At 39.4% G+C, this 13,296-nt stretch carries 11 protein-coding genes; 10 read left to right on the top strand and 1 reads right to left on the bottom strand.

Going from position 1 to position 13,296, the window contains the following annotated elements; all coding sequences use genetic code 11:
* Positions 1-268 precede the first annotated feature (268 nt).
* The 10 genes from B9P78_RS05875 (at position 269) to B9P78_RS05830 (ending at position 13,151) form a co-directional block, all read left to right on the top strand.
* Positions 269-1,804, top strand: coding sequence for a class I adenylate-forming enzyme family protein (locus B9P78_RS05875; RefSeq protein WP_094518568.1), 1,536 nt, complete (start codon positions 269-271; stop codon positions 1,802-1,804).
* A 367-nt stretch (positions 1,805-2,171) separates the two neighbouring features.
* The gene (locus B9P78_RS05870; protein WP_094518567.1) at positions 2,172-3,377 is read left to right on the top strand and encodes an acyl-CoA dehydrogenase family protein; all 1,206 of its coding nucleotides are present in this window, start codon (positions 2,172-2,174) and stop codon (positions 3,375-3,377) included.
* A 102-nt stretch (positions 3,378-3,479) separates the two neighbouring features.
* Complete coding sequence (locus B9P78_RS05865; protein WP_094518566.1) at positions 3,480-5,738, top strand: 3-hydroxyacyl-CoA dehydrogenase/enoyl-CoA hydratase family protein; 2,259 nt, start codon at positions 3,480-3,482, stop codon at positions 5,736-5,738.
* A gap of 30 nt (positions 5,739-5,768) precedes the next feature.
* A complete protein-coding gene (locus B9P78_RS05860) occupies positions 5,769-6,956 on the top strand; it encodes a thiolase family protein (RefSeq protein ID WP_094518583.1) in 1,188 nt (395 codons plus the stop codon).
* A gap of 84 nt (positions 6,957-7,040) precedes the next feature.
* A complete protein-coding gene (locus tag B9P78_RS05855) occupies positions 7,041-7,826 on the top strand; it encodes an enoyl-CoA hydratase/isomerase family protein (RefSeq protein ID WP_094518565.1) in 786 nt (261 codons plus the stop codon).
* A gap of 49 nt (positions 7,827-7,875) precedes the next feature.
* A complete protein-coding gene (locus tag B9P78_RS05850) occupies positions 7,876-8,820 on the top strand; it encodes a LysR family transcriptional regulator (protein ID WP_094518564.1) in 945 nt (314 codons plus the stop codon).
* A 103-nt stretch (positions 8,821-8,923) separates the two neighbouring features.
* Positions 8,924-9,874 (top strand): nitronate monooxygenase family protein, encoded by a 951-nt coding sequence (locus B9P78_RS05845; RefSeq protein ID WP_094518563.1) that lies wholly within the window; start codon positions 8,924-8,926, stop codon positions 9,872-9,874.
* A 38-nt stretch (positions 9,875-9,912) separates the two neighbouring features.
* A complete protein-coding gene (locus B9P78_RS05840; protein WP_094518562.1) occupies positions 9,913-11,115 on the top strand; it encodes an acyl-CoA dehydrogenase family protein in 1,203 nt (400 codons plus the stop codon).
* An 87-nt stretch (positions 11,116-11,202) separates the two neighbouring features.
* Positions 11,203-12,768 carry a CoA-transferase gene (locus tag B9P78_RS05835; protein ID WP_094518561.1) on the top strand — a complete coding sequence of 522 codons (1,566 nt, stop codon included), beginning with the start codon at positions 11,203-11,205 and terminating at the stop codon, positions 12,766-12,768.
* A gap of 116 nt (positions 12,769-12,884) precedes the next feature.
* Positions 12,885-13,151, top strand: coding sequence for a hypothetical protein (locus B9P78_RS05830; protein ID WP_094518560.1), 267 nt, complete (start codon positions 12,885-12,887; stop codon positions 13,149-13,151).
* 57 nt (positions 13,152-13,208) lie between these two features.
* On the opposite strand, the gene B9P78_RS10675 is transcribed toward B9P78_RS05830, so the two are convergent.
* Positions 13,209-13,296 (bottom strand): IS3 family transposase (locus B9P78_RS10675; RefSeq protein WP_148138560.1); only part of this gene is annotated, 88 nt, incomplete at its 5' end.

Here is a 13,296-nt window from a genome sequence, read left to right as displayed (position 1 = left end):
AGGTCTCACCAAGTGAAAATTTAACACAATTATTTCAGAGCATATCATTAATGCCGGTCCTATTTTTTTGGCTAAATCATTAAATCCATCATAGATTGTACAATATTGTTTTAGATAAACCCATAATATTGGGCTTTTGTGTCTCATCTTCTCCTTTAATTCCTTAAAAATTAAAGGATTTACTAGACAAGGCTTGATTTTTTAGTAAAATGAGAGTAACAAAAGATGATAGCGCTTACAAATTCTGATATTTAAGGAGAGATAAACAATGAATTTGGATTGGATAAAAACGCGCGCAATTACCTCCCCCAAAAAGGTGGCTGTAATTGATCCATTAAAAGAAACAGAATTTACTTATCAAGAATTAAATATGCGGGCAGAAATACTTGCTAGGCACCTGGTAGAAGAAGCGGGTATTCGTAAAGGTGACCGTATCGGAGCTTTTGTGCCTAACGATATTGCCATTATTGATATGTTGTTAGCTGCAATTAAGATTGGTGCTGTTTTTGTGCCACTTAATTGGCGATTGAAGCCTGTAGAAATTGCTCGAGTAGTTGAAGATGCGGGTATAGAATATATTTTATATGCAACTAATCATTTAGACCGTCTATCAGAAGTACCTGACGCTTACATCAAGTACAATGTGGACGAGGCTGAATATAATCAAATGATGGATTTATCGAACCACAAACCTTTTAAAAGTACCCCTGTTGATTGGGAAGATCCTATCCTATTGATTTATACCTCAGGTTCAACCGGTCGACCAAAAGGGGTCATTCATACCCATGAAAGTTATCTAAATAACGTATTCAATCAAATCACTTCTTGGAGAATGAGTGAAGATTGGGTAACAATTGGCTCAACCCCAATGTTCCACATTTTAGGTTTTATTGATATTGCGATACCAATGTTAGTTGTAGGTGGTCAATTAGTCTTAGAACGCTACTTCAACTATGAAACCATTAACGATTGGATCCGTACCTACAAACCAAATGTACTAGTCATGATTCCAACCATGTACTACGGTATTATCGCTTCACCTGACTTTAAACCAGAAAACTTGATGAGCGTAGACTTATTAGTCGCAGGAGGGTCACCACCATTACCAGCTGTACAAAAAGTTTTCCAGCAAATGGGTAAAATTATTATTAACGCCTACGGCTTAACCGAAGCGCCTTTATTAACGTTTAATACTAGTCAACGCGCTAATGAGCGCCCAGCTACAATTGGTTCTCCTCTTTTATTTGATGAAATGATCGTTGTAGATGATGAGATGCACCCATTACCACAAGGTAAAATTGGTGAATTGTTGGTGAAAGGGAAGAACGTAACACCTGGTTATTGGAAGCTACCTGAAGAAAATGCCAAAGCTTTCCATAATGGCTATTTTAGAACTGGGGATTTAGCTTACTTAAACGAATATGGGGAAATGACTATAGTCAATCGTTTGAAAGAATTGATTATCACTGGTGGGGAAAATGTCTTACCATCTGAAGTTGAGGCTGTATTAAGCCAGCATCCATTGGTTAAATCAGCTATTGTACTTGGATTTGAACATCCAAAATTTGGTGAATCTGTTTCAGCAGCGATCATGGTCAATAAAGATGTTGAAGGCGCAGACAAATTCCAAGAAGTACTAGATCAATTCTGCTTGGAAAAACTTGCGGGTTATAAGACGCCAAAACTTTACATGGAAATTGACGAAATCCCAGTTAACTCGGTTGGTAAACCAGACCGTATAGAACTTAGTCGTATGATGGCAGCGCACGCTAAAGAAAATTTGACAGCAAGCGCAGGTAATTAGCAAATAAATTTCATGAAGCACTTGGAAGCTTATTCTCCTGGTGCTTTTTTTATTTTACCGTAAACTTAGCTAATAACTAAATGACAACAAGTTTAATGATAACAGGGTTTTGTATATTCATTTTTAATGAATAACATAAGTTAAACTTATAATAAAATCTTAATTCGTTATTTTAGAAAGCGTTTACATAAACTATTAACATAAGTAATAGTTTATATTAATGGTACTTATTTTCTTTTATGATTTATTGGGATTATCATGTACTTGTAAGCGATATCATCTTTGTTAGTTCCAATTGTAAGAATGAGATAAAAAATAAAATAACCAGTCTAGAAATTCAAATTTAATTATAAGGAGTGTTTACCTCATGGAAAATAGAGAAGCAGTATTAAAAGCGTTATTCCCAGAAGATATCTTAAAGATTTCAAGTGGTTTAACTGATGGAGAAATTGAAGTTTTAAAACAGTTAGTAGAGCTATTAGAAAGCAAATACCGCAGTGGCTTAAATGAAGCATGGGTTACTGAATCAGAACCAGAAGGATTTTTTGAAGACATTGGTAAATTAAGATACTTTGACAATCCCCTTTTATTTGAAGGGCGTGAAGGTAAAAAGACAACCAGTCAATTGTTCCAATTCTTTTTCGCTTTTACCCTATCACGTTTTGATGTGTCCTTGAATACCTTATTAGGTGTTCATACGGGTCTTGGCTTTAATACTTTCCTATTTGGCGGTAGTCCAGAACAAGTCCAAAAATATATCCCAAAATTAGCCAGTCACCAATTGCGTACCTGTTTCGCCTTAACTGAACCAAACCACGGTTCTGATGTAGCTTGGGGATTAGAAACAAGTGCTAGACGCGAAGGCGACAAATGGATTATCAATGGTGAAAAACGGTGGATTGGTGGTGCTTCAGTTGCTGATGTGATTCCAGTATTTGCCCGTGATGAAGAGACTGGTAAGCCAAAATGCTTTATTGTTCAAGCGGGACAAGCTGGTTTGGATATTGATGTAATTCAAAATAAAATTGCTCTAAAAATTGTGCCAAATGCCAACATCCATTTGAAAGATGTTGAAGTAGCTGAAAGTGATCGACTACAAAATATCAATTCATTTAAAGATATTGCGAAAGTTTTATATTCAACACGTGCAGGAGTTGCCAACATGGCCACCGGTGCGATGGCTGGGGCATTACAAGCTAGCCTGAAATATGTCACTGAGCGTAAGCAATTTGGTAAAGAAATTTCTAATTATCAATTAGTACAAGAAAAATTAGCCATGATGCAAGGGAATTTAACCGCTGCAATGGCTCTATGTTCACAAATTGCACGTCAACAAGAAGAAGGTGACTACAACGAGGTAGTAACTTCAGTCGGTAAAATGATGAATGCATTAAGACTTCGGGAAACAGTGGCGATGGGACGCGGAATCTGTGGAGGTAACGGGATTGTAGTAGACAATGATATTGCTCGATTCTTTGCAGATGCAGAAGCCGTTTATACCTATGAAGGAACGCATGAAGTAAATGCTTTAGTCATTGGTCGTGCTTTAACTGGACAAGCAGCATTTAATTAGTATTTAAAGCAACAATAATAGAGCGTTGGGTAGAAAAGGCAGATAAGCTACGCTACCCAATCTCTAATTATAGACAATTGATCAAAGATGGAGGGAAATACAATGACAATTACAAAAGCGACCGTTCTCGGGGCTGGTGTCATGGGGAGTCAAATTGCCGCCTTACTCGTAAATGCGGGATTGAAAGTACAATTATTAGATGTTGTCATCGATGAAAATGAACCCAATAAACTTTCTAAGTCTGGCTATGACCGTATCACTGACCGGAAGAAGCCAATGTTATATCAAAGTCAATTTCAAGGTAACTTAACCTATGGGAATTTTGATCATGACTTAAGTGAACCATCAGATAGTGATATTTTTATTGAAGCAGTTAAAGAAGATATCAAGATTAAACACGCGATTTGGGAAAAGATTGCTGCGGTTGCTAAACCAGAAGCTATCCTAGCGACAAATACTTCTGGTATCCCAATTCAGGCAATAGCTAAAGTTTTTAAGGGGGCTGAGCGTGAACGATTCTTAGGCATGCACTTCTTTAATCCACCACGCTATATGAAATTGGTGGAATTGATTCCAACTGAGTTTACGTCTGAAGCGACGGTTAATCAATTAAAAGTCTTTACTGAGAAAAAATTAGGTAAAGGGGTAGTTATAGCCAATGATGTACCAGCCTTCATCGCTAATAGAACGGGCACCCATTCTATGAATGACATTATGTACCGAGCTGAACGTGACGGCTTGTCAATCACGGAAGTAGATGCCTTAACAGGAAAAGCGATTGGCCGGCCACGCACTGGTACTTATGGGCTATCTGACTTAGTAGGGAATGATGTGGCTACTTTTGTAGTTGGAGGCTTGACGCAAGATCCAAGCGAACAACCATATTTCAACCAACCTACTTTAATTGGCAAATTGGTTGAAGCAGGGGCTTTAGGTAATAAGGTTGGCCATGGTTTTTATAAGAAAGAAGGCCGTCAACGTTTAGTATTAGACCCAGAAACATTGACTTATAAACCAGCTGAAAAACCAAATCTACCTATTTTAGCTAAATTCTCTAGTAACTTGAAAAAGAATATGGACGTCATCTTTAATGCCACAGATACAGCTGGTAAGTTCCTTTGGGAAACTTTAGCGAGTACCTTCTATTATGCAGCCAATAATATCCCTAAAGCGGCAGCAGATTACAAAGATATCGACCGGGCAATGGTTTGGGGTTTCAATTGGAAAGTCGGACCCTTCCAACTTTGGGATTTAATGGGCTTTGAACGGGTTAAAAAACGTATTGAAAAAGAGATTGGTCCCCTACCTGAATGGGTAGCTAATCGAGATGAGCCATTTTACAAAGAAGGGGAGATTCTTGAGAATCTAACCCCAATGAGTGAAAAGGTAGATGCAAATATTTGGGAAACAGAGGCATCAACCTTAAGTGTTATCAATGATAATCAGTTATTATTCAATTTTCACACACCAAATAATACGATTACAGGCGAGTTATCAGCTGAATTGATTAAAGCTGTGGATGAATTAGAGTCTGGTGACTATGTGGGGATGGTAATTTATTCAAATGGGCCGCATTTCAGTCCTGGTGCGAATTTGAATATGATGAAAGAAGCCATTGAGTCTGACGAGGTTGATGAGTTAATTGGTCAAACAATCAGTGAACTACATGAAGCGGTTAACCGGGTTCGCTACACAGCAAAACCAATTGTAACAGCCGTTCGTGGTCGTGCACTTGGTGGCGGGGCAGAATTGGTTTTAGCGTCACCATATATTGTTGCTGCGGCGGAATCTTATATCGGCTTAGTTGAAGTGGGTGTTGGTTTAGTCCCTGGTGGCGGTGGTTTAGCGGAATTAACGGAACGTGTAATGAATATGCCAATCCAAAAAGATGCAAAAATGCGTATTCTAGGAGATGTCATTACGCGTGTAGCTTCTGGTGATGTATCAATGTCAGCTTATGAAGCCAGAGATAAATACTATCTAAGACAGTCTGATGATATTGTAGCAGCTAGTGATAGCGTAGTGGAGATTGCTTTTGACAAGTTAACTTACTTATCTAAGACGAACTTTATTCCGCGGACTAAGGTGAACTTCCCAATTCTGGGTACTAGCTTCAAAGCGGTTGTGGAAGGTCAATTAGATGCCATGCGACTAGGTCATTTTATCAGTGACTATGATATGGAATTAGGGTTAACCGTTGCAGAAATTATGACAGGTGGGGACTTACCTGAGGGAACACTTGTTAACCAAGATTGGTTACAACATCTAGAAAAAATGCATTTCCTTAGATTAGCGAACAACCAAAAAACATATGAACGGATTGCCTATATGTTAGAAACACGTAAACCATTACGAAACTAGTGGATGAAATTAGGAAGGAATGAACGAATGATGCAAGATGCTTATATCGTTTCTTATGGACGATCAGCGATTGGTAAAGGGCGGCCGAATGGTGCCCTAGCCAATGATCGTCCAGATGATGTTGCTGCTGAAGTATTAAAAGGGGTCATTGACCGTATTGAAGGTAACTTTGATCCAGCTTTAATTGAGGATGTCATTGTCGGATCAGCCTTTCCGGAAGGTGTACAAGGGATGAACTTTGCCCGTACAATTGCCTTACGGGCGGGGTTACCTTATACAGTTGCTGGTCAAACAGTGAACCGCTATTGTTCATCGGGATTGCAAACAATTGCTATAGCAGCTAATGCTATTATGGCTGGTCAATCAGATGTGCTAGTAGCTGGTGGTGTTGAGTTTATGAGTGCAGTTCCGATGGGTGGGAATGAACCAACGAATAACCCAACCTTACAAACAGAAGATTCGGGTGTGTCTTATCCAATGGGGTTAACTGCTGAAAATGTAGCAAGTAAATATAAGGTTAGTCGCGAAGACCAGGATGCATTTGGTGTAGAAAGTCATCGCCGGGCCCACAAAGCACAAACTTCTGGTCGTTTCAAGGATGAGATTATACCGGTTACTACCCATAAAGTGCGCTATACCGAACATGGCCCACAGGTAGAAGAAAAAATCTTTGATCAAGATGAAGGGATTCGACCAGAGTCTTCAATGGAAACTTTAGGAAAATTACGGACAATCTTTAAGGCAGATGGCACTGTGACAGCAGGAACAGCTTCACAAATTTCTGATGGTGCAAGTTTTGTTGTCTTAATGTCAGGCGATAAAGTCAAAGAATTAGGGGTTAAACCAATTGCTCGTTTTGTTGGCTTTAAGGCTGTTGGCGTTGATCCAAAATATATGGGGATTGGCCCAGCCTATGCCATTCCAGAGGTCTTAGAACTTACTGGCTTAACTTTAGATGATTTAGATTTAATCGAGTTAAACGAGGCCTTTGCCTCCCAAGCTTTAGCGTCAATTCGTGAATTAGGTATTGATCAATCCATCACTAATGTGAATGGTGGAGCGATTGCCCTAGGGCATCCTCTAGGGGCAACAGGTGCGATTTTAACATCAAGGTTACTAGCTGAAATGGGCAAGCGTGAAGATAGTAAGTACGGCATGGTGTCTATGTGTATAGGTGCTGGTATGGGTGCTGCGGGTATCTTTGAGTATATTCACTAGACAAGATGGTATAAGGACTCGCTAAGTTATTCAAATTCTATTAGCTTGGCTAGTCCTTCGCCCATTTTGCAAAGGAGTAAATCAATGTTTGAAACAATTTTATTTACCATCGAGAACCAAATTGCAAGGATTACCTTTAATCGTGAAGCTTCCGGTAATGCCTTTTCTGAAACAACTTATCAGGAAGTGATTGATGCTGTAGCATCGGTTGAAGAGAATCCAGATGTAAAAGCGATTGTAATTACAGGGGCTGGAAAATACTTCTGCGCTGGTGGTGATATTCGCCAATTTAAAGACTTGGCAGCGTCGGGTGAAGGTATTCCCGAATCAGGTGTGATTAAAACGGGAGAAATGGTTGCAGCAGTTCGTAGGTCGTCTAAACCAGTGATAGCAGCCGTAAATGGTGTGGCAGCTGGTGCTGGGTTAGGCTTAGCCTTAGCTTGTGATTTTATTTTGATGGGAGAAAATGCACAATTAGTGACAGCCTTTATTCAGATGGCTTTTCCAGGAGATACTAGCTTACTGTTTAATTTGAGTGAGTCAATTGGGACCTACCGAACTAACCGTCATGTGATGTTAAATGAACCCATCACAGCTGAGTTAGCTGAAAAATATGGCCTAACCTATCAAGTAGTGCCGGATGCAGATTTACTAGCAGCCGCTTTGAACTTGGCTAGTCGTTTTGTTGCTAGTCCTTCTGTAGCTATAGCTTATCAAAAAGCAATAATGTATGATCTACAATATCCAAAGGCTTTAGAGAATAACCAATTAGAAGCGAAATATATGCGTGAAGCTTCCTTAACTGCAGATCACCGCGAGGCAGTAACTGCTTTCTTAGCAAAAAGAAAGCCTCAGTTTCAAGGGAAATAGTTTGGTGTGTTAAACTATTGGCAAGAAGAAACGTAAAGGGGCCAAAAATATGGACATCAACCAAATGCAGTATTTTGTGGAAATTGTAAAATCAAATGGTAATTTAACAGTTGCCGCAGATAACCTTTTTGTCTCACAGTCAGCGCTAAGCCAATTTATTAAAAACTTTGAAAAACAGCAAGGTGTGTCTCTCTTTAACCGAAAGAACGGAAGAATTGTAAGCGTTTCTGAATCTGGGATGCGGGTTTATGGGTCAGCTTTAAAAGTCTTGAACCAATACAACAACTTGGAACAAGTCATTGAGAAAGAATCACTCGTCCACAAGGGGCGCATCAAGATTGGGATTCACCCAACTTATTTAAGGTTTTTCTTTAATAAGTTTATTCCACGATTCCTCATTGAAAACCCAGATGCCCACATTGAAATTGTGGAAGCTGGGACAAATGATTTATACCAGATGCTTGAAGATAATATGATTCATATGGCCGTTTTAGTACCACCTGAAACAATGGATGAAGATAAATATGAATCCCATCAATTAGTACGAACAGAAATTGTGGCTTTTATGGGACCAGACCATCCTTTAAGGACGAAACGCGTACTTAAATGGTCACATCTAGATGGCTATCATTATGTCACTTATAACAAGGAAGATGTGGTACATGATTTGGTTATGGAGAAATTACGCACCCATGATTCTAAGGCGATTCAATTATTTACTTCAGGCTCTTGGGACTACATGATTGAAACTGTCCTCTATAATCAGTTGGTGGCGTTATTACCAACAGTATATTTTAGTTTATTTATTGCCAAATTAAATCAGATGGGGATTGTGGAGAAACGATTTGAAGACCCTATTCCCTATATTCCAACCTTAGTACGTGAGAAAAAAGCAGGGTATTCAAAAGTTGAAAACTTTGTTTACCAATCTATTTTAGAGAATTTCTATCTAGAAAATGAAAGTCTTAAATATGATTTTCTAGATGAAGCTTAATTAGTGGTTATTAGATAAATACCGTACGGACAATGAACTTTCATGATAAGTGCAGGCCTATTTGATAACCTCTAGTCGTTAATATGAGAAGGAGCGATCCAATATGCAAACGCGTGTCACTGAAATGCTCAATATTCAGTATCCAATTATCCAAGGGGGAATGCAGTATATGTCGCTGGCTGAACTTGCTTCAGCTGTGTCAAATGCTGGTGGACTTGGTATAGTACCGTCCATGGCTTTCCCGGATGTCGATAGTTTAAGAGCTGAAGTCAAAAAAATGAAAACTTTAACTGATAAACCCTTTGGCTTCAACATTTCATTAGTACCTGAAGTAGCCATGCCAGAAGTGATTATGGATTATATTCAAGTCTTGGTTGAAGAGGGGGTACCAGTAGTTGAAACTTCTGGTCAACGACCAAGAAACTTTATCCAACCATTGAAAGATGCTGGTATTAAAGTGATTCATAAAGTTACCTCCATCCGCCATGGGTTAGCGGCACAGGAAGATGGGGCTGATATCATTGCCTTTGTTGGTGCTGAAGGTGGTGGCCACCCAGGAGTAGACCTTGTTTCTGGTCCAGTACTTTGGGCTAAAGCGGTAGAGAAAATATCTGTACCTGTATTGGCTGCTGGTGGGATTGTGGATAGTAAAAGCCTATATGCTGCTATGGCTTTAGGTGTAGATGGTGTCTTAATGGCCACTAGATTTCTAGCAACACCAGAAGTGAATGCTTCGGATACTTATCGGCAGGCCTTATTACAGATACCAGAAAATGGGACTGTTTTAACAATGACCTCTTTAAGAAATGCTATGCGTGTGGCTAATAATGAAATGGCTCAAGAAATCCTTCAAGCAGAAAAAGACGGCGCGACACTAGAAACACTAATGCCTTTGATTTCAGGGCGTAGGTCTTATGAAGCGATGCAAAATGGGGATGTCCAACATGCGCAACTCAGCATGGGTCAAGGCGTGGGGCGGATTAACGAGATTATGACAGTTGATGAAATATTTGAGGAGCTTATTAATGGTTTCCAAGAACGACATGCTATATGACTAAGCTTTCGGCTGTATTTAAGTAGGAGGGTAGGCATATGGATAAACAGCAGATACTTTCAGATTTATATCCTGAAGACGTATATGGTTTCAGCCAAAAATTAACTGAAATAGAAGTTGAATTGTTGAGCAAATTGCGTCAAGTATTAGAAAATCAAATAGCGCCTACTTTAAAACAGCACTGGAAAGAAGAGACTTTTCCTTTTGAGGCTTTTAAAGCGGTCGGCGACCTAGGTTTAATGAATCATCCTGATTTATTCAAAGAAAGCCAGTACCCATATAAAGTGAGCGAATATTTTAATCTTTTCCGTTATTATGAATTGGCCAGGACGGATATGTCCTTAGCGACCTTTATGACTGTCCATGCGGGGCTAGGTTTCACTACCTTACTACAAGGCGGAAGTCAGGAACAAATTGATTATTTCGCACCAAAATTTACTAGTTTTGAGTGGCAGACTTGTTTTGCCCTAACTGAGCCCGACCATGGGTCAGATATTGCTGGCGGTATGGCGACAACAGCAGTAAGAGATGGCGATAACTGGCTACTGAATGGTGAGAAACGCTGGATTGGCGGCGCAGGTTCAGCAGATTTCATACCAATATTTGCCCGTAACCCAGAAAATAATGATATCCTTTGCTTCATGGTATCAACCGCAACCGAGGGCCTTACCGTAGAGAAGATTGATGGGAAAATAGCCCTAAGACTGGTACAAAATGGTCATATTCATCTAAAAGATGTGCAAGTTGCTGAGGCCTTTAGACTACCTAAAATTCAATCCTTTAGAGATGTTTCGCGTATCCTTTACGCAACGCGTGCAGATGTTTCCCATATTACGGCAGGTGGGCATGCGGGTGCCTTAAGGGCGGCTTTGAAATATACGGGACAGCGAGAACAGTTCGGTAAAAAAGTTAGCCAATTCCAAATTACCCAGGAAAAATTAGCGAGGATGCAAGCGAATGCTGCAACTGGCCTATCCTTATCTTATCGCTTAGCTGAACTTCAAACTGAGGGGAAATATGCTGAAGTGCCAGCTTCAATTGCTAAAATGCAAAATGCTCGTTTATTAAGGGAAACTGTAGCATTGGGTAGAGAAATTTGCGGAGGAAATGGTATTACGGTGGATACGGAAGTTGCAAGATATTTTGGAGATGCAGAGGCCATTTATTCCTATGAAGGCACACATGAAGTAAATAGTCTGATTATAGGGCGACATTTAACAGGATTTAGCGCCTTTGTATAGTTTGTTTAAAAGTCTTGTGGCGGACCGAGTGCGAAAACTTAGTCCGCTATTTTTATTGAAGCATTAAAAAGAATTTAGAGGTGGACTATGAAAAGTAAAGTACGTTCAGTAACAGAAATTGTCACCTTAGTGAAAGATGAGGCACGTATTGCTTTCACAACTAGTGGTATTGGTGGTTTGGCGGAAGAATTTTTTGGCTCATTACGTCAGCAATATGAGCAAACCAGTCATCCAAAAGACATTACTGTGATATCAGTTGCAGGACTCAGCCGCGGTGAGGGAACGGGAATTGACTTATTGTTAGCACCTGGATTACTCAAACGCTATATCGGGTCTCATATCCACGGGGCCCCATTAACTGGGCAAGCTGCCTTGAATAATCAAATTGAACTATTTATTATACCGCAAGGAACGATTGGTTTACTTTATCGAAATGCCGCGGAAAAAGGACCGGGCGTATGGACAAAAGTTGGACTTGACACCTATGTAGACCCTCGTCATTCTGGCGGAAAGATGTCTGATAAAGCTCGTCAGCAAGAAGACTTAATGACAGTTGAAACACTACAAGGCGAAGAGTGGTTATTTTACAAGAGTATTGGCATTGATGTAGCCGTTATTAAGGCAACTTATGCTGATACTCAGGGGAATTTGGCTTTCACCCATGAGCCTATGAATCTACAAGCCTTAACAATGGCTATTGCAGCTAAGAATTCTGGTGGAATCGTCATTGCTCAAGTTGAACAAGTAGTTGAAAGAGGTAGTTTACAGGCAAAATCCGTTCTTGTACCAGGAATTTTAGTAGATTACGTGTATAAAGGCACACCTGAGTATCATCAACAAACTTTTGCTACAAGCTATAATCCGTTGCTTTCAAATGAGATTCGTAGCCATTATTTGCCAATAAAATCAGCACCCTTATCCCCTAAATTGGTGATTGCACGTAGGGCAGCTTTGGAATTGAAGCGGCATTCGATTATTAATATAGGAGTTGGGCTTCCTTGTATGGTATCTAATTTATTTCATGAAGCCAATTTACTGGATCAATATCATTTCACCACAGATTTAGGAGCTGTTGGTGGGGTGCCTGCTCCCGGTTTTGACTATGGACCAAATTATAATGCAGAGGCAGTCATTAACTCTGGTGACATGTTCGACCTATACCATGGTGGCGGACTAGAAACAACAGTACTTGGATTTGGTGAAATAAACCAAAATGGCAATGTGAATACGACTTTATTGGGTAACCGTATTATGGGACCTGGTGGTATGATGGACATTGCGGAAGGGGCAAAACAAATTATTTTTGTAGGTCCTTTTATGGTGAAAGATAAAAGTCATATTGAAAATAACCAACTAGTAATTGATGAACAAGGAAATAAAAGTAAGTTTACGGACGCTCTATCTTATGTTACTTTCAATGGGCTAAAAGCAGTTAAGGCGGGTAAGAAAATAATCATTGTGACTGATAGAGCGGTGTTTGAGTTGAATAAGGAAGCGAAATTAGTTTTAACTGAAGTGGCACCTGGTATAGACTTGCAAAAGGACGTTCTTGACCATATGCCATTTAACCCAGAAATTGCTGAAGACTTAAAAGAAATAGACAGGCAATTATATGAGGGTGAATGGATTTTAAGTGAACATCAAGTACAATAATGTGTTTTTATTAGAAGATGATGAGGTAGTGTAACTTGGCAATATTTGACATACCTTAATAAAGAATATAAAATAAGCGTGACTAATGGCTGTATTTATATATTTAGGAGATAGTAATGTTGATGAATAGGGTAGCAATTGTCGTTGAACCTGTGACAAAAGATCAATCAGGCGAAATCCGCGTCTTAGTTGATCAAATGGTATACAAGGCAAAGAGTGCAATTCCTGATGGTGAATTCGTTCAAAACGAATTGGTTAAGATTTGCCGCATTGAAGACGACATCGCATACTGCCAACGTGGTATGTTAGATAATCAATATGATCAAGGTATCAAAGTATCAAAGTTTCTGTTGTTAGCTAAACTTTGCAATATATTACATTAGAAGCAGGTTTCCGGTAGTTGAACCCCTACCAATAAACTGAACAAATAAAAAAGAACATTATACTGCCCACAAAAGATGATCCCGATAAGCAGTCGGGGTCATCTTTTTTAATTTTTTCTGATAACGATGATTGTTGTAAAATTCA

This window comes from Aerococcus sp. 1KP-2016 (genome assembly GCF_002252085.1).
In the GTDB taxonomy this organism is placed as follows: Bacteria; Bacillota; Bacilli; order Lactobacillales; family Aerococcaceae; genus Aerococcus.
This window is presented reverse-complemented; position numbering and strand designations above follow the sequence as displayed.